Origin of the sequence: Pararobbsia alpina (assembly GCF_965118125.1) — a bacterium.
Lineage (GTDB): Bacteria > Pseudomonadota > Gammaproteobacteria > Burkholderiales > Burkholderiaceae > Pararobbsia > Pararobbsia alpina_A.
In genome coordinates this window covers 3,609,221-3,630,971 of record NZ_OZ221287.1, presented here as the reverse complement: position 1 = coordinate 3,630,971, position 21,751 = coordinate 3,609,221, and the positions used below count along the sequence as shown (strand labels likewise).

15 protein-coding genes and 1 pseudogene are annotated in these 21,751 nt (G+C 57.5%); 4 read left to right on the top strand and 12 right to left on the bottom strand.

Going from position 1 to position 21,751, the window contains the following annotated elements:
• Positions 1-81 precede the first annotated feature (81 nt).
• The 5 genes and pseudogenes from ACMFWR_RS15665 to ACMFWR_RS15645 form a co-directional block, all read right to left on the bottom strand.
• Positions 82-536 (bottom strand): annotated as a pseudogene (locus ACMFWR_RS15665) (tyrosine-type recombinase/integrase); the annotation flags it as partial.
• 444 nt (positions 537-980) lie between these two features.
• Entirely contained in the window at positions 981-3,617 is a 2,637-nt protein-coding gene (locus ACMFWR_RS15660) for a caspase family protein (RefSeq protein WP_413192526.1), read from the bottom strand.
• Positions 3,581-4,156: a hypothetical protein gene (locus ACMFWR_RS15655; RefSeq protein WP_413192525.1), complete on the bottom strand. Its 576-nt coding sequence runs from the start codon at positions 4,154-4,156 to the stop codon at positions 3,581-3,583. The genes ACMFWR_RS15660 and ACMFWR_RS15655 overlap by 37 nt, the downstream gene beginning before the upstream one ends.
• A 102-nt stretch (positions 4,157-4,258) precedes the next feature.
• Positions 4,259-5,626, bottom strand: coding sequence for a hypothetical protein (locus ACMFWR_RS15650; RefSeq protein ID WP_413192524.1), 1,368 nt, complete (start codon positions 5,624-5,626; stop codon positions 4,259-4,261).
• A 354-nt stretch (positions 5,627-5,980) separates the two neighbouring features.
• On the bottom strand, positions 5,981-6,508 hold the full coding sequence (locus ACMFWR_RS15645) for a winged helix-turn-helix transcriptional regulator (protein WP_413192523.1): 528 nt from the start codon (positions 6,506-6,508) through the stop codon (positions 5,981-5,983).
• 24 nt (positions 6,509-6,532) lie between these two features.
• Here ACMFWR_RS15645 and ACMFWR_RS15640 point away from each other — a divergent pair, with 24 nt between their 5' ends.
• Positions 6,533-6,763: a tautomerase family protein gene (locus ACMFWR_RS15640; protein ID WP_413192522.1), complete on the top strand. Its 231-nt coding sequence runs from the start codon at positions 6,533-6,535 to the stop codon at positions 6,761-6,763.
• 227 nt (positions 6,764-6,990) lie between these two features.
• On the opposite strand, the gene ACMFWR_RS15635 is transcribed toward ACMFWR_RS15640, so the two are convergent.
• Together ACMFWR_RS15635 and ACMFWR_RS15630 are read right to left on the bottom strand one after the other, a co-directional pair.
• On the bottom strand, positions 6,991-8,145 hold the full coding sequence (locus tag ACMFWR_RS15635) for a hypothetical protein (RefSeq protein ID WP_413192521.1): 1,155 nt from the start codon (positions 8,143-8,145) through the stop codon (positions 6,991-6,993).
• A gap of 64 nt (positions 8,146-8,209) precedes the next feature.
• The gene (locus ACMFWR_RS15630; protein ID WP_413192520.1) at positions 8,210-9,373 is read right to left on the bottom strand and encodes a J domain-containing protein; all 1,164 of its coding nucleotides are present in this window, start codon (positions 9,371-9,373) and stop codon (positions 8,210-8,212) included.
• A gap of 323 nt (positions 9,374-9,696) precedes the next feature.
• Here ACMFWR_RS15630 and ACMFWR_RS15625 point away from each other — a divergent pair, with 323 nt between their 5' ends.
• The 3 genes from ACMFWR_RS15625 to ACMFWR_RS15615 all read left to right on the top strand — a co-directional run bounded on the left by ACMFWR_RS15625 (position 9,697) and on the right by ACMFWR_RS15615 (position 13,734).
• The gene (locus ACMFWR_RS15625; protein WP_413192519.1) at positions 9,697-10,251 is read left to right on the top strand and encodes a hypothetical protein; all 555 of its coding nucleotides are present in this window, start codon (positions 9,697-9,699) and stop codon (positions 10,249-10,251) included.
• 697 nt (positions 10,252-10,948) lie between these two features.
• A complete protein-coding gene (locus ACMFWR_RS15620; protein ID WP_413192518.1) occupies positions 10,949-12,397 on the top strand; it encodes a hypothetical protein in 1,449 nt (482 codons plus the stop codon).
• A gap of 419 nt (positions 12,398-12,816) precedes the next feature.
• Positions 12,817-13,734, top strand: a complete 918-nt coding sequence (locus ACMFWR_RS15615) for a Tar ligand binding domain-containing protein (RefSeq protein WP_413192517.1) — start codon at positions 12,817-12,819, stop codon at positions 13,732-13,734.
• Between the two features lie 1,034 nt (positions 13,735-14,768).
• Here ACMFWR_RS15615 and ACMFWR_RS15610 read toward each other — a convergent pair.
• From ACMFWR_RS15610 to ACMFWR_RS15590, 5 genes are all read right to left on the bottom strand, one after another.
• Positions 14,769-15,965, bottom strand: a complete 1,197-nt coding sequence (locus ACMFWR_RS15610; protein WP_413192516.1) for a JmjC domain-containing protein — start codon at positions 15,963-15,965, stop codon at positions 14,769-14,771.
• 475 nt (positions 15,966-16,440) lie between these two features.
• Positions 16,441-17,682, bottom strand: coding sequence for an MFS transporter (locus tag ACMFWR_RS15605; protein ID WP_413192515.1), 1,242 nt, complete (start codon positions 17,680-17,682; stop codon positions 16,441-16,443).
• Positions 17,683-17,718: 36 nt separating this feature from the next.
• On the bottom strand, positions 17,719-18,894 hold the full coding sequence (locus tag ACMFWR_RS15600; protein WP_413192514.1) for a JmjC domain-containing protein: 1,176 nt from the start codon (positions 18,892-18,894) through the stop codon (positions 17,719-17,721).
• Positions 18,891-19,268, bottom strand: a complete 378-nt coding sequence (locus ACMFWR_RS15595; RefSeq protein ID WP_413192513.1) for a TylF/MycF/NovP-related O-methyltransferase — start codon at positions 19,266-19,268, stop codon at positions 18,891-18,893. The genes ACMFWR_RS15600 and ACMFWR_RS15595 overlap by 4 nt, the downstream gene beginning before the upstream one ends.
• Positions 19,269-19,360: 92 nt before the next feature.
• Positions 19,361-20,569 (bottom strand): JmjC domain-containing protein, encoded by a 1,209-nt coding sequence (locus tag ACMFWR_RS15590; protein WP_413192512.1) that lies wholly within the window; start codon positions 20,567-20,569, stop codon positions 19,361-19,363.
• Positions 20,570-21,751: the final 1,182 nt, after the last annotated feature.

Below are 21,751 nucleotides of genomic sequence, written 5' to 3'. Positions count from 1 at the left end.
CTGCCGGGACGAGACATTCGCTGTTCAGCATTCAATGACCGCACCTGGCCGGCAAGCGTCCGCTCGCCGGCCGTCACCTCCTCACACCTCTGTTTGCTCAACCATCTCGAGCGCATCATCGACTTCGATCCCGAGGTAGCGCACCGTGCTCTTGAGCTTCGTGTGCCCCAACAGGAGTTGCACCGCGCGGAGGTTCTTCGTTCGCAGGTAGATCAATGACGCCTTCGTGCGACACATCGTGTGCGTGCCGTACGCAGAGTCGTCCAGGCCAATCGACGCGATACAGCGATGGACGATCCGCGAGTATTGCCGGGTAGAGATATGAGGCGAGTTGTGCAACCGGCTCGGAAACAGATAGTCACCCGCCGCGAGCTTCGCGCTGCGGATCCAATTTGCAACATCTCCCTCGTTTGCTCAGTGATCTCGAATTGACCCGGCCGCTGTGTCTTTTGCTGCATGACGGTGGCTCTTGACGCTACGCGATCTGCGCTGCCGACGTCACGCACCCGTAACTTGATGAGATCGCACGCGCGCACCGTAGTTGCTGGCTCTGGTTTGCGAGCGAGCGAACATCCGCGTTTTATTGCGGCCCCGAAAGACATCTCACTGTTTTTTACGTGGGGCTATACCGCGGACGCAAGAATCGCGGGAAGGACCGTCATGCACCGGGAAAAGACGCACGAAGTACGTAAGAGTCCGGCAAAATCATCTTGATTATGGAGCTGGGCGGTGACGTGTTCTTCCTGATGCGGAGTAAGTTCGTCGAGAGTTTCGCTTCGTGACGGCACAAAGGTATTCGATAGATCGCAACGATCGCGTGTTTGTTGCTTGAATTAGCCGCCTGGTTATGATGATGCGCAGCGTGTGCCGATCCAAATTGAAGTTGATCCGGTCGAACATGCCGCGCTCGACCTCGACCAGTTCTATGTACGGCGCCCGCATCGCGGGCGATGCCCACCCGGATTCCGGGTCATCGACCATCAGCGCGGTGCGGCGACGAGGAGCTTCCGATCGGCCATCGGGAATTGCATGTAGTAGCCGAGGTGCTGACGACCCTTCGACAGGGAGAACAGTTGCGGTCTAGCAAACGCTACGAGCTCGGCCATCGAGACGGGATGCAGGCCGCTCGCTGTCGGGTCCAGTGCCGTCAACAGGACCTTGGTGAAGGCTCCGTGCTGCCAGGCCGAGTCTTCGTAGGATGTCTCCGCCCCCGTCGATGAGGTCACAACCACGGTCCTGGCGTCTGGCGTGATGGCTGAAAAGCCCGTGGCGTTCGGCGCGAGCGGCGTCCCGTCGGCTGCGGCTCCGGAATGACAGGCGTCGATGAACACCACAACCTGGCCATTGGCGGCAAGCTTGCCGATGAGGTTCCGGAACTGGGCGAGGGGGATAGCCGTGTCCTCGATCCGCGCAGGGTTCGAAGCGTCGACTCCATAGGGCATCAGATAGAGAGAACCGCCGACTGGGAAGCCGTGCCCGGAGAACATGACGACGGCAACGTCCTGGCCGTGACCTTGCTCCATGCTCTGCGCCGTCGTCTCGAACGCCTGGTCGATGCCTCCCACGGTGGCGTACTGGTTTGTCAGAAGCATCGGCATAACCGCGGCGTAGAAGCCCTGTTGCGACCCCGGCGAAGTCGACTGGGTCAGATCGAGCGCCGAGGCGAAATCGGAAGCGTCCTTGTCAGCGAATTTCAGCATCAGACGTGCTGCCTTGGGACCGTAGTCCTTGATTCCGATCGCGATCACGTGGAGCCGTGCGCCGGGCTGGATCTTCGCGTTGGTCGCCACCTGCACAGCCGCCTTTGCGGTCGCGAGGTCTGCGGCCCCGAGCGCGCTGCGTATATCGAGGCTCTGCAGCAGCGGCGCGAACACGTCGGGCCGATGCATGATCGAGATTGAGGAGACGGGGACGCTGGAAGCCAGCGCCTCGGCCCCGTGGTTGACCCGCCACTGGAGCACATCCACCGCCTCGTCAGAGGCTGCATAGTAGCCCGCTGGCGTCCACAGTACCCATCCGAGATGGTCCGTGGCCGTACCGCCACCCATTTGTGCGGTCCCGCCGCTTGCGTAGGTCATGAGGGCGCAGATCTCATCGCCCGTGCGCGCGTCGTACCAGCGAATGCTGCTGTCGGCGAGGGCGGCGATAAGCAGGCGGCCGTCCTGGGACGGCAAGACCGAACGCACCGAGTCCGGCATTTCGCGGCGCCACAGTCTCTGACCGGTCCCGGCGTACGCGTAGATCTCCTGCGAGGTCCCCAAATAGACCCTGCTTTCGTTGTTGGTGATGTATCGTGTTAGGAGTGTCTCCTGGCCCTCGATCGCCAGCGCATGGCCCTTGAACACAGGATGGTGCAGGTCGTCGCCAAGGCCACTCAACTGGTTGCCCTCGTAGGGAATCTGCTCCGTATTCACCTCGACCGGCGTTGCGGGCTGGGCCGCGTTGAACGACAGGAACCTGCCACCGGCCTCGAAGCGGAATGTGATGATCTGCCCGTTCGCCGACGTCGAGATCAGCGGGTAAAAGTTCTGATTGTCGGCCAGGCTGGATCGATGCACCCACTGGGTGGCGCCGGCGAGTGAGCGTGCCTCCAAAAACGGTCGCGCTGCGCCGCCGACGATCAAGCCGTCTATTAGCGCGGCCATCGCCGTGACCTGACCGCTCGCGCGTGCCTGGTCCACGCAGTCCGAGTGGCCTCCATTGTCGCAAGCCAGAACCTTGTCGCCGACTCCGGCAAGGGTCGCAGACAAGCCCGTGGCCGCGAACAGGCGCGATCCGTCCCGGGACCACGCGAAATCTCGCACATCGCCACCGTTGAGTCTCCCACCCTCGGGCAAGTCGGCGAGCGTTCGCGCATCAAGGAAGTCAACCTTTCGCGTGTGGGGGTTTGGCACGGCGATCACCTGGCCATCAGGTCGGAAGACGGCAGTGGGAAGCTGCTGGTTCCAGTCCCAGGTGCGCTGCGCCAAAACGTTCCAAGTCGGACCGTAAAGCCGCAATTGACCATCGATGGTAGCGACGAGCAGGTTGCCTTGCGACGAGAAATGCAGGGCATAGACGACCTCGCTGTAGCTGTCGTCGTGGAAAACCTCGGCCCAGTTCTTGGTTCCGTCGAAGACGTGCAAACCCTGAGTGCCGGCCGCGAGATAGCGACCATCCGCGGAGAAGGCAAGCCGAGTGGTGGCGTCGCCAACGCCCTTGATGACGGCCACTACCGAGCTGTTGCCGGGATTCAGAAGGTAGATCGGGAAACCGGCCGCCTCCGAGGTGAAACCGCCGATCGCCAGAAGCTCGGTCCGAGGTTGGAACGCCACCGCGTAAGGCGTGCCCGTCCGGAGCGCGCCAGCGGGGAGGTTGATGGTGCTCAGAAGCCTTCCATCGCTGGCCGACCAAATGCGGACGGTGCGGTCATCGGCGGCGCTCGCCACCAGCTTGGACGCCTCATCGACTGCGACCGAATTGAGACCCGCGGTGTGGGTCCCTGCGTCAATCGCAAGATAGGGTTGATCGGCGACGGCCGACTCGATCTGCCCCCACGCAGCGGCGGGCAACGAAATACCGGCCGCAAGTGCGAGGGCGGCTAGGGTACGGTTGCGATTGAGCTGAAGTCCGGCCATCGCGCGCCCTCAAGCTGGGAGATGATTGTCTTGCGAGTGAGGTCGGTGTCGCTGCGGTGATCGGTGTAAAGCGCCGCGACCCCCTTTGAGATGGCGCTCACCAATGGTTCGATCGCCGCCTTGGCGATCTCGTCGATGACGCCCTTGCCGCCCGTATCCTGCGGAACCACATGTTCGGCAACCGAACACAGCGACTCGAGGTCCGCCTTCGCCACGGTCAAATGGGACTGCAGGCTTGGCAGATCGGCGGACTTGCCGCTCGGAGTTAAAGCGACCGTCAGACCAGAGATGACCGCGTCGATCTCGCTCTTGCCGTCCGCGTAGGTCAGGGCCGCTTGCGCGTTTTCCCCGTGGCTGCCGTAGTGCTTGATGAGCCCTGCGCAAGTGACGGCTTTGGGGCGCAGGTTGTTCAAGTCCGCTGTCGCCTGAGGCCAATCTATCTTCTGCTGGGCGCTCGCCGGGGGCGCTGTGAAAAGGAGGGTGACCAAGATCGCGAGAATCCACAACGGCGCACCGTGCAGCGCTTTTTCGTGCATCATCAACCCGCTCCCGCACTTTGGCTGAGCCCCACCTATACGCGCCTTAAATCTAAGCCGCAAGCCTGGCGAACGCCGTTCTGCGGGGCCAGAGGGAATTCAACGTCATTTATTGGCACCGGCCCCCGATGCAACTGAGGTCACAGTCGCGATCGGATTCGCGATCTGTGCCTCGAACCTTTCCGTGCCGGCCGCCGAGCGATAGGCCAAGTGATACCCTTGCTTCCCAAGCGTCGTAGCGTGCTTCTGCTGCATCCAAGCCGCGAAGCTCGAGGCTGTCGCGTAGTCGTCAAACACTGCATCGTTCCTAATCCCGTTCACCGTTATCTGAACTGCACCGTATGACTTTTCGTCTACGAGATGGACGACGCGGTAACGCTTGGCTGAAACTTCGCGTGCTGGGATCAGCAACTGATGTGGCTCGTCGACTTCACCTGATCGAATGTAGACATCCTGCTTTCCTTCGACGTAGTACTTGCGACTGTCACCGTCGGGCACGCGAAGTTGATATCGAAGCTTTACGTCGACATACACCGGTTGCGGAAGCGCGTACTGAACAAGCGCTGGCGTAACCGAGATCTTGTTCGCTGCCAACGGCGTGGCACTCGCAAAGAACGATGTTGTCGAAGGGATGAGAACGCCTGCGTCCATGGGGGCATTTTCAGGCAACGCGACAGTGATCGGCGTAATGATCACGTTACCCGACAGATCCACGCCGCGCTCGCTCTCGCGGATTACGACTATTCGGTCGGGCGAAATGTCCAGATTCAAGCTTTCATACTGCTGGCCAATATCCGCCGTACCCTGTGACACAGACGAAAGGCTTGCATCCCCTTCTGCGCCACCTGTGACTTTCCCCGTGAATGTCGGCGAGAACTTCCCGGTGACCGAGGTTGTGACAGTGTTTTGCACTTGGGCGATATCCTGTAACGTGATAGCTGTCGCGGGGACCGTATATCCGGTAAATCGCTCGTTGTCACACGGGGTTACTTGAACGACCACTCTCATCAATCGATCGCCAGGCTTGGCCTGAACTGCCTTAGCGATCGAAATGACGAGGGTGCGATAAAGCTCATCCTCTTCACTAAATTTCAACCCGCCTTTGCCAGATCCGTCGCTATCCTTTTTTAAAAGAGCCTGCAGATCGCCCGTTGGCTTTTTGGAAGCTTTGGCGATGCTTTCGATGTACGCCTGCTGCCCATGATCTGATAGGCTCTGAACACCCTTGTCGGCTGTCGACGAAGCTGGATCTGCCGGCTTCTTGATCGAATAGCTGAAGACCCGTGCCGATGGAAAATCGTCCCTCGTCTTGCCGTCGGTGCGAGCGACTCCAACCGGGTTGAATGAGTCGTGATTGATCCAGTCTAGCTCCGACGACCAACGGTACTGCTCAGGGTGGCATGCTGACAGCAAGGTGGCCGCCGCGATTACGCTAGTAAGCGGGCGAAGCAGGTTTAGCCGATGATCTGGCATACGTGCCCCGCTATCGGCTGTCCGGTTGCACTGTTCGTTACGATCTTTGCATGGACCGGCGAAAGACTACTGCGTGGCCATTCGCCCGCGCTATTTAACGGATTGATGCTTCCGATACTGTCGATCGCCGCTAACGTAGGTCCGGTCACTGACACCTTAGCCTCGTCGCCCGGAGCGGCCCAATAAAAGTCCAACACGAGTCCGAACATCGCTGCCTCTCTTTGGCTAGAAGAGCCTCCATCCGCGACCTCAATTGACCACGGATGTATAAGATTCACGTCGATGGGAATTTCGGGTATGTGCGAGAGCGCACATGCGAATGCGAAATTCGCGTTGTGCGATACCAGAGCGCGCCTACGAGCAAACTTGCAATGCGATGTCTACCCCGGCAACAATGCGACCATCTTCAGTCGCGAATGCATTTTTCACCTTGTGCCCTGTAGACCGATCGATGAGGGAGACCCGCCGGCTCGACGACCGAAGATACGTCTGCCCCCAGTCTAGGAGCGCGAGTAATACTGGCCCAAGGCTCTCGCCCCTCTCTGTAAGAACGTATTCGTTACGTTCTCGTTCCCCCGGCTCACGATACGGCCGCGAGATCAGAATGCCAGCATTCGTCAGTTGTTCAAGCCGACTACTCAGTGCATGTTTTGACGCGCCAATGTCCTCGCGCATCGCATCGAAGCGCGTCACTCCATAGAACGCCTCGCGAAGAATCAGCAGGACCCAGCGATCGCCGAGTAAGTCGGCGGCATGTGCAAGACCGCACTCGTCTATCGCAACAAGTGGTCGATTTCGGTGTCTCTCAGACTGTAGAGATGATTGCTTTGACACGCTCCGTCCTCCAGCGCTATTCTGGGTCTGTAAATCAGACCCAGCCATTGTACTCAATCTAAGGAGTGGTGCATGCCTTTTGTCCACGTGCAGACGATCAACGGCATTCTCTCGGATGATCAGAAGGCCGAGATGCTCAGGCGAATCACTGATTTGATGGTAGAAATCGAGGGGCGCGGTGACCCGTCATTCCGCTCGTCGGTGTGGGTGAGGATCGATGAGCATGCACCGTCGCATTGGAGCCTTGGGGGAATGATTCCAACGTCCGAAATGATTGCGTCAAAGTTCCCGCCCATCGCTTAGGCTGCTGCATTTCGGTCTGACCTCGAAGGTCCGCACCTGGTCGAACAGGCCAGGTCGCCAACAGCTGCTTACTGGCGCTCTGGTTCGAAAAACCTGGAATCGGTCGACTGACCGGTTCGGAGACGGGCATCTGACCGGAGTGGGTCGCCGAAGGTTCGTGGCATCCGGCGTACCTTTAGCCCGGGTCATACCGTGATTTCGAGCGTCGAAACCTGCGAAGCGTCAGGCTATTGATCCGCCACAGCGTAGACCGCGAGCTTGACCGGTGCATCCCCTCTCGTCGGAGTGAAATTCCCCATATTGTCGAGGAACACCGTATAGCTGCCGGGCTTCAGTTCAGTCCAGTCCGACTCGTAGTGGACATAGGCCCCTTTCTTCGAAAGCGGCAAATTGAAGAGATCGGCCTCGGTAATACGGTTCCGGGTATCGGTCTTGTAGTTCGTGTTGTCACCTAGCAGCGCTGCGAATGTGGCAAGGGCTTCCGCACCCTCCTGCATGCCGATGTTGAACACCAGGTTGGTGTATTGCGCATAGGTCGCCTTGAGCGGCAGGACGACAACGTCGATCGGAACTCTGTCATCGATGTCGACGACGAGCTTGACCTGGGCAGGCTTGTTGATCTCAAACATGATTTTGTCGAGATTGTTGGTCGCGACGTATCGGGATTCCTCCATGAATGGCTCGATGGCGTTGCCTGAATTGCCTGCACTCGGGCGGTCCTGAGCATTGGCCTGTGGCGCAGCGTCTTGGGCCGGTTGCGTCGGAGTCGAGGGTGGCGGAGTGGAGGGACTGGTCAGTGAACTGATGGCGTCTTGCATCGGCACTTTCGTGTATAGGTAGGTGTGGACTTTGTCGCCGCTACGCACCGTTAATTCCAGGGTCTTGTCCGACACACTGCTGATCTCCGACGTATAGGTTCCGAGCTGATTGGCATTGCCGTCGGACGTCTGTGTGATGTTCTGAATCAGCTTCCCGCCTTCCACGGTCCACGTCCCTTTCCAGACGACCTTCGTGTCTGCGCCTGTCGTCGGAACGATGTTCATGATCATTTCGTGGCCATCGCCCAGGCCCATATACGAGTGCATCGATTCAACGCGTGTCGTCCACATACCGGAAAGCTGAGTCGTCAGCGCAGCGTCCTTGTCTGACGACAGGTTGCTGCCATGCGTTTGTGAACTTGCAGGCGATGCGTCGGGCGATGCCGAATTTCCGGCCTGCGCGTCGGCGGATGCAGGGCTTCCCGGCTGAAGCGAAGCGGCCTCGGAGGCCGCTTGCGCAGGCGCGTTGGTGTTCGCGCCGGACGTGTCGATCGTCGAGTTTTTTGAACAGCCGGGCGTGATCGCCACGATCAGGATGGCCAGCAGCAGAGTAAGCGTTTTCATGTCAATCGCCTGAAACGTTCTTGCATTGAGAAACACACAAGGCTTGCTGCGGCGGGGCCTGTGTCTAGTCGGCGCAACGGAGCTTGAGCAAGAACTCGGGGCCGTCCTGAGGCTCGATCTTGACGAACCGGACGGCGGGCGCGTCTGCATCGATCGAGAACGCGCGACTGGTCTTGTCGCCATCACGCGCTGCCCATGTGTAGACGTTGTCAGTGGAACGCGCGAAGTAGTAAGTGTCGGACGGCGAAATTTTTGCATTGAGGCGTGCGGCCTCATTCGCATCGAACTCCCAGTGCTTGATCGACCATTGACCGCTCGTTTTGTCCGGCATGGCCAGAAACAAGGCGATCGGCGAGCCACACTGGTTCTCCACCCGGATATTCCGGTCTGCCGTCGCTCCTGCGCTTACGTCGACCGTGCTCGCCGTGTCCGTCCCCACCGCAGCGGCTGAAGCGGCTGCTAAAGCGGCGGCGTCCGCATTGTTGCGCGATGCATCCGGAGCCGGGTTGTCGGGTGAAGAGGTGTTCGAGCCCGCGAACTGGTGAATCAGATCGGGGCGTGTAAGCCACACCGCATAGGCGAGTGCGCCTGCGGCAACGAGTATCGTCGCGCAAATGGCGGCGGTTGCATTTCGGCGCGAAGACTTTTCGTAAAGAACCTTGAGCGTCTGGTCGTCGTTCTTGTCGAGAACCTTGTCACGCCTTTCGTCGACGGCTGCCTTTGCTCCACCGCCGATCACAAACAGGATCACGAGTATCGACGCTAGAGGATGATTGTCGAGTAGCGTGCGCACCCATCCGATCTTCTGAAGCAAACCCACGATCAGCGAAACGCCGATAAAACTTGTCAGCAGTGCGAGCGGCCAGTGTCCCGCGGCAATGGCCTTTGCATATTCGGTGCGCGCCTGCGCGCTCAACCCTGCCTCCGGCTCAGTGGGATTCGGCGAGCCGCTGCCCGGACCGGACGTCGATCCGCCGCTCGGGGCCGCCGCCTGTTCGCGGGCTTCTTCCGTGACGATCCATTCGTCGTGTTCTCTGCGCCTAGTGGGATCCGACAGCACCGCGTAGGCATCGTTGACCAGCTTCATGATGCGCTCGGCTTCTGAACGCTTTTCGGACGGTTGCTTGTCCGGATGCCACTTTTGGCTCAGATACCGGTATGCGCCTTTGATGACCTCGTCGCTCGCCGTGCGAGATACCTGGAGATTCTCGTAGTGAGAGTGCACCATGGTTTGCGCTCCGCAAGGAGATCCGACGGGTCAGTGTCTCGCAGATTTATTGCAGGCTTGTTGTGTTGCGACCGGAATTGCAACAGTCAACAAAACCATTTTCCGAGTCCGTGCGCTAGCACACAATTCCAGAGATATTGGCGCTCGCTTTGCGGTGATGCTTGGATATGTGATACGTATCCCACTTCTACATCGACGGTAAGCACGCGATTGGAAAGGGCCGACACATGAGCGTCAAGCAAATCAATATCGTGCGAATGCAAGGCTCGCTCTTCGTGTCGCGAATTGCCGTGCATCGCTTAGGAAGAAATGCGAGGGCGCAAATGAACTTGAAGCCAACACGGCGCGCGGTAACGTCCCGCTCGGCATTGTGTCGGCTGCTCGCACTATTGGCATCGCTCATGCTCGCGGCGTGTATTTCTGTCGATGGGCCCGTATTCGGCGCCAATGATGCGCAGGACGTACCCGGCGTCGTCGGAGCATGGCGCCAACAAGCGGGGCAGACCACGGTCGACCTTTTCATTCGCCGGAATGCGGACCGCACTTTTTCATCGGGGAGCACGAAGGGCAAGTACGACCTCGATTGGATCGGTATCGCGCTTGGAAACGGTTACTACATCGGTCAAACACAGAATGACAAAGGCGAGGTCTTTTTGTGCCTCGTACGTGTGCTGCCCAACTCGCTGATCTTCTTTCGCATTCAGGGGCAAGTAGTCCAAACGGCCAGCGCGGCCACAGGCGTGTCGCTGGGTGTGAAGAACGATAACGTTTTCATCCACGCGGCTTCGGGAAAATCGAAGGTGATCGCGATGTTCCGGACACTCGTCGAGTCAGGACAGATCACGGACGGACAGGTGTACACGAAATTATCGGGGTGAGCGGGCTGCCTCTCAACGCCGAGCGGACAGACAGCCGTAGAACGCATTAAAGATGTCAACTTTTCGAGTATAAATTTGTCAAGCCACACTTCGGTTCGAGCCGGTCACGCGGCAAGCTATGGTCGGTATGGGTTTCCCGGGCGCAAAAGTCGATTGTCACCGCACGCTTGAGACGCGTCCGTCGACGTGCGAGCGATTACCGTGACCTACACTCGACGACCGAGGCATGCGGAATGAATCGGGCCGTGTGCGATCAAATGAGATATTCGCTTCAGTGAAAGCCGTGTCCGATGTGGCCCCGCCTAGAATCGGTGAGACCATGCAATAAACATCACGGGCTCGTTTCAGAACCTCGCTGTGAATCGCGCCGCGTTCAGGCTCGACGTTGTGAATTTGGAAAATGCGCTGGGCCAGGTCAATGGCGACGGTCGTGGGGTCCATCTGGTTCTCCTCGACGGCAAGACTACTGAACCAGCAATGTGGCGCGTTCAGGACACGAGCCTACGGCGTTCGACGGTCTTTTATGGCGTGAGGCGACCATTCCATCTATGTAGCCCCTACACGACACACGAATGTCGTTTAGTTTTTGTCAAATCATTCGTTATTGGAGCGCGTACGATTTCGTCGCCCCTGTCTTGTATCTGATTCTCCAAGAGATTGCGAACGGTTTTCCCGAACTCACTTTTAGGAAAGTGCCATGGAACGACGTGCATTTCTCGGTACGAGTTTGCTCACGCTCTTTGCGGGTGGAATCTTGACGGCGTGCGGCGGTAACGATAGCGATAGCAACAACTCGACTCAGTCGGGGACCTCGTCCATCGAATCGGCTCCGACGACAGGCGTCACATTGTATTTTCAGAATCAACGCACCGATGGCTATGCCGTTTACATCGCATTCGGCGGAGCGGGCACTCTTGCGGCAACGATCGTCGGCACGGGCGAGTCTATCGTCAAAGGAAAGCCTTACGCGCTTGCCGCGCTGGTCTCTGGCGTGAACGTCACGCAGTACGACAGCGGGCGAATCTTTGTCTCGTTGGAGAACTCGCTTACCACTCCGACCGAAGCGAACGGTTTCGCTCCCAACTTCGACAACCCGAATCTTGACGACTTCGGAACGCGGTGGGATAAGTTCGAAATCACGATCGCGCCGCCCGACGGCAATACTGGAGTCGGCACCTCCGGTGGCGCCAATCTCACTTCGCAAGATTTCTTCGGCATAAGGCTCGACATCGTCACGAGCGGCGGCAGTCTGGCACCGGCTCATCTGACTTGGCGCGCAGACGCGGCTAAGGTGTTTCAAGACCTCGGCGCATTGTCTGGTTTCAAAGTCATCACGAAACAAGACGCAACGGGCGCGATTGCGACCGCACCACATGGCGTCACAGTGCCTAGCGTGTCCGATCCTGTGATTCGCGTCGTGAGCCCAGGCAGTGTGTCCCCGATCGATCCGTCTGCGGGAACCACCTGCTACCCCAGCGTGCAGGACTACATCGCCTACCTGAGCGGAACGAATCCGCCGGGGCCGCTGATTGCGACGACGATCCAAGGCAATAATGGCCAGCCCACAAACGGCGGTGCATTTCAAACCTATGACCTGACGGCGACGATTATCAATGCGCCGACCACCATCCGGGGTGTTGCGATCGACGCTGGGAGTCTCGTACTCGACGGCACGATGGACGCAGCAACGGGTGCCGGTCCCCAAGCCTACACGGTCGTGGTGCCAGCATCGAATCTCACGGACTACGGCGTGTATCTCGCGAATCCGGGATTTAGCATGATCCCCGCCAACACGAATCCGAACCAGGTCGTCGAGCACATCGTCGCGGATTATTTTGCGGCGCTCAATTTCGGCATTGCTGGTAGCACGGAAGCGAATCCGAACGATCCAGGCTCGACGCTGGGCAACTCGCCGTCATGGACCTGGTATGGCAATCCGCCGAGTGGCGCCGCACAAAGCAAGCTGCCGATCGCCGACGCTTTCTCGGCTGCGCAGCCAAGCAATAGCCATCGCTATAACCCTTACGCATCGTATCTTGCCGGCGTCACCGACAGCTATGGTTTTGCGTACAACGATCGGTTGGAGGCGCCGCTTGCATCGTTGAGCGATGGGACAACGCTTACGCTGACGATCATGCCGGATTAGGACCTATCCATCGACTTGGGCGCTTCGCGGCGTGCCGGCTACGTGATCGTGCGGTGGGAAATTGGACCGTTGGCAGGCCATCGAAAGCGGTAACCGAATTTCCCTCAGATGGCGGTTGAACGGGCGTATCAGGCCTGCCTGCAATGTGAGCGGCCAGTCGGAAATGATTTTTCAGCTTGCATACTTCAGGACCGCGGATCACCATTCTTTGCCGGTACAGCCTACTTTGAAGCGATTCAGAGGTGGCCTTGCGCGCCGAACGTCCTCAAAACGCGTGTGTTCCGCGAGCGCGATTTATGCGGTCGCTGAATGGAGCGTTTTACTAGAGTCATGAACTTCAGTGCCGTAATCGAAGGTGACCTGCATGCATTCTCCGCGAGAGTGATCTGAAGCAGAGCTCGCACAACTCAGGAAGCCTCATGACTGTTTCAATCAAGACCCGCCTGGCCGTGGCCATGGCGTTGCTTGCTTCATTGCTGGCGGTCGTCGGCGCGCTGGGGCTGATGGGTAAGACCGGCAGCAACGATGCCAACCGCCAGACATACAGCAATGCGCTGCCCAGCGTGAATGCGATAGGGGAAGTCGAGATCGTCATGGCACGGCAACGCGCCGCCTTGCTGCGCGCAGCCCTCGACCCTGCCGCGCCGGACCTGGACGGCATCATCAAGAAGTCGAAGGGCTTTGCGGATCAGGCGTCGGACATCTGGTCGCGTTATATGGCTCTATCGCGTGACGCTGAGCAAGACCGCCTCGCCCTAGACACGGAGAGCAAGCGGCAGGCGTTTTCGCAAGGTCTCGACAAGTTCGCGCAAGCGATCAAAAGCGGAGATCAGAAAGCCATCATGCGCGCTGCCCTTGAGAACAACGATTACTACGCGGCGTTCACGGCCAGCAACGAGAAGCTCAAGCACGCGACGTTCGAAGGCGCGAAGCAGCTGTACGAAACGCAGCAACAGTCGTTCTCACGATTTCGCGTGATCGTCTTACTTGCGATCGGCGCAGGCGCGCTGGCCGCGGCTTTGTCGTGGTACCTGACTACCGACGACGGCGCCGCCGTTCGAGCATGGACATCTGCAGCGTTCGCGAGCGATATGGGCGTCCGGCAACTCGCCAGGGCGTTCACCTCGTACGGCTGGTCCCAGGGAATGGGCTTTGGAGGGATGGGCGACGTCGTCGCGAAGCGCGTGACAAGCGTCAGGCCCACGAGCATGGCCAGATTGATTGACTTGGATGCGTTCCGGGTGCGCGTCGAATCCGTTGCCGCCGCAGGCGCGAGTCCTGAAGTCCGGGAATTCCTGGAGGCCTGGCAGCGCGCCGATCAGGGCACGCGCGACTAGACTGCCTGCACGTCCAACAATGTTGAACGACTGTCTCAGAAACGAACTGTTGTTCACGACGAGACGTGAGCAGTGCAATTCGGTCAGAGCGGGCGTTCGATGCCATCCAGTTGAAAAGCAGTTCCAGCTCACACCGAGAATGTCGGCGAAGGTACCTTTAGGTGTATGAGTCGGGACGTCATCGGACAGACAACGTCAGATCCGGCGAAGGCGGCTCCACCATGCAGGCGGCGGAAGTCGGCACCCGACCCAGTTCGGTCAGATGCCCTTCTCCAAACCGGCCAGTCGGCGAAATTCAGGATTTTCGAACAGGACTACCCGCTAGCGGCCGTTGGCGAGCTGACCTAACCGGCCATGAGCCGCCGGTCGAGGTCGTCGTCCAGTTTGCGCAACAGAGGCCCCTTTCGCCCACGCTCAATGGCCGTTGTGCGGTAAGCAGATTGCCGCCGAAACTGCCGCAAGCCGGCCATGAACGGTCAAAACGTTCCGTCCGTCGAACATCCGTTTCTAGTCGAAGAGCGGCCACTGAAGGTAGAACAGGCATACCTCAAGAGCGCAAGCCTGCGACCTGCGGGCGCGGAGGGATTTTGTTAAGCAAACGACCTGCAGTCGGCTACGTGCCGATCTTATGACCATGAAACTCCGTTACGGCCCGAATCGGCATCAACATCATCACGGTCGCAACTCATTGCGCCGTGAATCGTTACGTCCATACCACGAGATCGAAACGCCGCGTTACGCCTCTCTGCTAAAACCACCAAGGCGCCTTCTAGGGCGCAATTTTCATTTTCCAACTCGATGAGAGAAAGATGACCGAACCGATCCCGCTTCGAGGACGTGCAGAATGCGAGTGGAATTGGTTGCCACCGGTCTTCACGGCCGAAGGTGCCGGCGGTGTATTGCCCGCAGCGTGATGCGTACCGGGCAGCACGGCGCGTCGGCTGCTTCACGGACGGCCTCGCTCGGCGTGACGGTCCGCCCTGTCCCGTGCACTGAAAATCTGGCCCAAGCATATACAATTTTCGGCCTTGCTGTCAGCGTGCAGAAACGAGCCCGGCAGACACGAGCTGCTGCAAGAGTTCCACTGACTCAGCAGTGCTGGCTCCGCTGGCTTCACTCTGCGCCAGTATGTCGGCCAAGATCGCGGGCCGGCCCTGCACAACAAAATTGAGGATCGGCAGGGCAGCGACGCCGAGGGTGTACTCCTTGCCGCCTGCCGCCATCGTGATACCTTCGCCATCACGCTGCAGCGCGATATTTCGGCGGACCTGTGGCGACAGAAGCGAATCAGGGCGAAGCCACGTCAAATCTTCCTGGACCGCGGGCCAAGGCAAACTCGGCTGCCTGCCCAGGGAGGCACGCGAGTTCTGTTCGTCGAGATAGTGATCTAATGGGAGTGCATCGATCGCTGAAATGATGCGCTCGCGCAACTGTCGGATATACCGCGCCTTCTGATCGGCCGTCGCGAAACGGGGCACATCAGCACGTAGGAATACGTCCTCGCAGAGCTTCTCGCTTAGCGCTTCAATGTAGTCGATCCCAGTCCGCTTTTTGACGCTCAACGATACGTGGAGGGTTGGCTCTCCACAAGGGCGCGAATCGTGCCACCAGCCACGCGGGATATAGAGGAAGTCGCCGGGATCCAATCGCACGGAGAGATGCGGTTTAGCGTCTTCCGGAAAATCATCAAACTCTAAGTCACGCAGCATCGGATGCTCACGAGTTGGCTCATAGATCATCCAGTCTTTAGAGCCATGAACCTGTAGTACCAGGACGTCTTGAGCGTCCCAATGCGTGGCCAGCCCTTGCGAGTCTTGCCATCCGACAAACACATGTGACCGAACGTATTCGCCGAGCAGGCGCTCCAGTTTGCCGGTTAGTGCCTCGATCATGGGCACCATTTCTTCCGCCGCGTCAAGCACAAGCGTTGCCCCGTCAGCCACCTGTTGATGGAGTCCGGCAACATTCAAACGAGTGACGGGAGTACCAGCGCGGGTCTGTTCGAACGAAAGGAACGCTTCGGCCGGAATGTTTCTACCTTCCTTGGTAAGGCGGAAGCGCGCGTAGTCCAACCGGCCGCTGGCGAGTATATCGTTTAGCACCTGCCACGGCAGAACGTCCCTGAATCTTGCATCGTTCCGGGAGATTACACACGGACGTAAACCCCACACCGTTTGCAGGAATTCCTCCGTGGTCATGGGCGAAAAAATGTCGCGGACTTCGATGGTCATGGGGTCTCCGTTTGACGAGGATATATATTCGATTCTTAGTTAGTCGAATCTTCGTTTCGAATGTCAGGCCGTGCGCAAATTCAGCCATGTAGTTGTATCCGGGTGCAACGAACCTCGCACCTGAACCAACACGACAGGTGATCTGTCTGGCAGCGATGAGCCTAGTTGCGAATAGCCCAGAGAGATGGCTGGACGCAGGGTTTTGGTGAAACTGTGATCCTCATGCAGACTGATGTCTGCGCTAGGACCACATACTTCGATTGAACGTCGGTCTCTTGTTCTCTTTCCATGCTCAATGTACCTTTCACGTTCACTGCTCGCAGCTCTTCCGCAGAAAGTACGTTCGATGGTCACGCTTGTCCGAACGAGTAAAGCCACACAGGGGATGCCTGAGGTTGACAGGACCCACTCAGGAGTCGACCACGCGCCGGTAAAGAGGCACACGAAGGAAGAAGCGGGACTCGCGAAACGTATATCAGGTCGCTACCCCAGCCGTTTGGCCTTGCCGACGGGTCCAGTAGGCGATCCCACTAATCGTCCCAAGGACGAGGAGTCCGAGCCCGCCGTCAAGAACGAAGAGACCCGACATTGACAAGTAAGGCAAGAGGCCGGCCGCTGTCCAAGGAGCGATAAGCATGGCGGCACTCTGAAGCGAACTTATCTTTCCCGACACTGTTCCCACGGACTCGGGAAACTGCTGCACAACCACGACATTTGCTCGGATTGTCTCGATTGAGGAAAACATCCCCGTCAGAAAGAACAGCGCCGCAGCGAAATACGGGGCAAGTGGACGCGGCAGCGCGAAGACTCCCCCCAGAGTGACAAAGCAGACTGCTATCGAGATCACTGCGACAACCGTCGCCCGCATGGGGTCCCCTGTCATTTTTCGCTTGGTCTTCGCTAGGTAGGCCGCCGTCAATATACCTCCACCACCAGAGCAGGAAACGAGTACCCCAAGGAGCGCCTTGTCAAATCCAGCCGCGCCAAGCATCACGGGAAGTTGGTTATTGATCGTGAAGATCATGAATGCGTATGTCGTGGCCGTCCAAAGCAACTGCCTCAACAGCGGGCGCTTGGCTAGATCGATCTCCGAAACCGTTACGGACTGCCTCACTGAGGACTTCTTAACGTTTTCTGCCACAACATACGGACCGCCAATCCAACCGTCATGGCGACGCAACGCCACCACGAACGACGCGAGGGCCGCCCCAGTCAGTACGACAGATAGACCAATGGATGCTTTCTCGCCAAACACTGAAGCGATGGCTGTACCAATAGTTGGAGCAATGATCTTCGATATATTTCTCAACAAGCTCAAGGTCCCGAAGTAGCGGGCAACGTCGTCCTTTGGGACAATCCGCGAAACGATAACGCTGTTAGCTGGCTCAACTGGCACGGCGACGAGCGATCGAAACGCCAGAAACGCGCAAAAAAACGCGAAAGGCAATCCGGCTAAAAGCATGACCGTCGCGCTGGCGCGAAGTACCAATGCGACAAGGAGAATCGGTGCTGGGTTCACTCGATCCAGCCAACGCCCAATCGCCCGACCTGCAAGCATGCCTGGAATCAGCAGCATCGCACTGACTACGGCCATGGCGGACGGACTCGCCTTGTATTCATACGCGGACAGCGTCAGGATCGCGAGAAAATCGACCCAGAAACTAAAGCCTGCAAACGCAGTGCCCAGCACTAGCCCTATCGAAGTTTTGTTCCACATAACCGTGCCCGCCTGAAATGGAGCATTAATTGGCATCTAGCCGATCGCGACGCGATGAAATAGCTGCAGATCCTGTGCAAGCTGGAGAAGGTTTTCAGTCGTCTCGGGGTCAAATGTTTCCCGAAGGCGAGCAACGTCCAGTTCACCGTGCTCTAGCATCGCGACAAACTCTTCCGCCTCGACCGGTAGCTCCACGCGGGACGGGCTAAAACCGTAGGCGCGATTTCCTACTATCTCCCCGGAAGGATCGATAAACTCCACCACAATATGCTCCGCTGACCGATGCACCATCAGCGGCCGGCCGTTTGTGCGCCGCCATTCGGTTTGCGCCGCTTGTTGTGGGGCCTCAGGCGGGGGGCACTGCACGCGATGATGCTGTTCGTACATCATTTGCCAGACCGCGATGCGTGCCTTAGCCAGTGCCTCATCTTTGCTCGATCGCTCGGGAAACTTGTTGATCCCGTCGGTCAACCATTGAACATGGTCTTCGAACCGCGTTCCCGCCCAAGCTGGATCGTCCATGTCCGGGTCGAGAAACGGTGCAATGAACCGGTAGCAGCCGAGATGTTTGACACTCACAGCCAGATGAATCGAGTTGGAATCTGGCATGGCGCTGACACGGTGCAGTTCTCCTTGGGGCACGAACAACGTCTCACCCGCATGCAGTACGTGATCGATAGTCATCGGACCTACAAGATCTGGCTTAACAACATAACCCTGGGCCTCGAAAGTGGGCTGTTCAAGGTATCGATAACACTGCCATCGCTTCGAGCCCATGAGTTGGAACGTGAAAGCATGGGTGTAGTCATAGTGGATGGGCGTGGAAGGTATGCCAGCTCCGGAGACGAAAGCATGCACAGCAACGGTCCCGCCGAAGAATGCCGCCAGATCGATCGCCAAGGCACTTGCTTCGGGGATGTGCGACTCGATGTACTCAATATTGAACGTATATCGGTTTGCTTTCGAGAACTCGAACAGTTGGTCGATGGTCTTCGCTTCGATCGTCGGGAGTTCGATAGAGCCGTGGGAGTTGTATGCTCGCACCTTACTCCATGACGAAGCGGCGAAAGCAGCGATACGGTCAAGAACGTGTTTCTCGTGCAAACCATATTGCTCGATCGACAGTGGCAATACTTGCGTTGATCGAGCGTGAATTAAATCGAGAGCCGGTTTGAGCGGGTCTATGGCTGTTCGAAATCCGGTTCCGCTCATTGTGTCGACGCCTTTTTCCAAAACACGATCACCGCGCGCTTCGTTTCGTGAGCTGCATGAAGGATGCCGCGCATTAAATTGGCTTTTCTGCCCCACAAAGTATCGATATCGACGAAGTCACCTGAAACGTCGCTTTCCAGAAAGTTGCGTGTGCACGCGTCGATGTTGTCAAGTCGCGGCTGGCGGGCGTGGCTGTGAAGCGCGTTGGGCTTCTTTGTGTATTCGAAGGTCTCAGCAAGAGATTCGATGGCCAACGACTTGTAGCGTTCGAGAACCCATAGCTTCGAATGCCGAAGCGTTTCAATGATGGCTTCGCACGATTGGAAGTCTAACGGCGTGATCTCGACATCGGTCCCGTAGATGTTGTTGAGCAATATTCTTTTAAGAAGATCAACGCATGGCGCGTTGTACTCGCCTTGCCTATCTACAACGTGAGGACTCGAAGTCATAGCGCAAAATTGAGAGTTCATGCGGCAACCACATCGACAACGCCGTGTGTGATCAGTTCATTGATGAGGACGAGTCGACTCTCCAGATCCAAGTCACCCCGCACATCCGATGCTGAGAAGGGCACACGGCTTTTGAAGATCCAGTCAAGATCCGAAGCGGCATATGCTGGTAGCTCGATGTGCGGCGGCTGGACCAGTGTGTCCAGTCGGGGAGGTACTGAGCAACCAAGGCGCACGTATGCGATTTCAGCCTCCGGATCAACTTCTAGCCGGTGCAAACTGAATGCATTGAATGTGAACGTTGAACGTTCAGTCAGCAGCGGTTGCATTGAGGCGCTCTTAATTCCGTAGTCGCGTATCCGCGGCATGATTCCGCGTGCAGCACTCTGAAATGCATGCAAGCCCACTTTAGGGTCGATGCTCTCTAGGGCGGAGGCGATATCCATGAGGCCGACCTTCAACTTTGCTTCGGCGTTGTCGTCGATTTCCGGCGCCAGGACATGATGTCGCATTGCTTCGCTGGTTGGCGCTAGCAAGGTATTGAGGATGAACTCAGCGATATGGTTTACGCGCCATGGCGCAAACCCGATCGTGATGTGGGTCGAATGTTCGTCTGTGCAGCGAGCGCAATGCGGGTAGCCGGCAGGCATGTAGAGCAGGTCGCCAGGCTGCATCAAGTATTCAGCGAGCGGCTCACCAGCCTCTTCGTCATCGAGTTCGCGAGCCTGTGTCGCGGTGGGCATCGAGACGAACTGCGGGAAGACCTTCCAGTGCTTGCTCCCGTCCAATTGCAGGACAAACGTATCGAGCGCGTCAAAATGGACGTTGTAGCCTGGGCGCCCCGGAGGCGTGATAAATGCTTTGGTCGTGGTCGATCCGCCAAGCTGATTCTCTAGGTCACGACAAAGCTGTGAGAAGAGGGGATGCCTGGTATGAAAACCATCGATGGTGAGCGTGGCACCCTGTCGGTAGAGTTGCTCAATCTGCGATTTCTGGTTGATCTGATGGGACTCACTTCGTGGGAAATGCACGACATTGCCGTTCATCGATACGACAACGAACGTCTCTAGTTGCCCGTTCCATGCGGTCAAGAGATCATCGATGTCCTCAACAGATACACGCTGATGGAGACTGTGCGAGTTCTTATAGTGTTGGTGCCTCTTTCCCAGAGTGTCGCGAATAAATACCTCGCGGCTAATATCCGACAAAACGGTGTCAAAGAACATCACCTTCTCCGAATATGAAAGGAGCCGGGCAGTTTTCGAACTGCCCGGCTCTGACTAGCGGTTACTCAGACATGCCTGCCAGTTACCCGAATAGCTTGCCTTGGAGGTCAATAAACAAACCACCCTTGAAGCGCACAATCTTGATGTCTTTGATCTTCAGTTTCATGATGTGGATTTGAAGTTAAGATGCCTCGTGAGAGGCGGTATAAGAGATGCTCGCGGCCCCTCCCGCCCTTCCGCCACTCAGGTGCTGGACCATCGTGGTTCCGGGTGGAAGAGCTTCAGGGGCCGCGTTCACCCCTCTGTACCCCCGCGATGGAACGCGCTCATCATCGGGAGATTGGGGTGTTACATGCGACGAGTGCATGTAACGAGGGTTATCGCAGTACACATTCGAATATTGAAAGAAGGTCACTGTTAGAAAGCAAGATACTCATTGGGCGCCAAAAGCACAGACTTGTTTGAGGGGCGCACCGACACCTTCAAACGCTGAAGACATTGCAGCCCAACAAATCACTCCGGAACACCGTAATAGACACGTTTTCTTTCAAAAAGACATTTTTTGCTTTCAAAAAAATTCAATGAAACTGGTGTGCTGATTTACTTTGGCAGGCTACAAAATTATTTTGCGGCGCGCGCGGCGTCAAGATATCAATTCGTCGCAGGAATATTGTTGAATAATCTCCATTGCGGCGTCAAGTGATTAATATTACTGAATAAATGTAATGTTGAATACCAAATTCAAATGGCATACCACCTTAAGTAAGGCTATTTAATATGTGATTTTAAATGACATGGAGAATGAATGATTTATCGCGCGTGCGATTTTTATGCACTTATTCTTCCGCGGCGTCGCTTCTGCTCTACTGCGTGTAGAGTCGGCAAACCATCGCCACTGCCCTACGGCGGGCATGGTCGACGCCTTTCTTTGCGGATATCAAACGACGCCTAATCTTCCGCGACTTTATGCACGCAACGCGTATCCGACTCTAGAAGAGTCCATTGTTTGTGGACGCGGTCACGCCGTCGGCACGACCTCTGCGTATCTCTGCGCGAAGTCGCGTCGGCCGTAGGTGCCGAACCTATTGCTTCGTGCATTCTCAATCCCGTTGTGAAGCGTTTGCTGATCTCCCCGTTTAAGCCACACCTTATTGTGTAACCGCGCCGATAACGTAGTGGCCA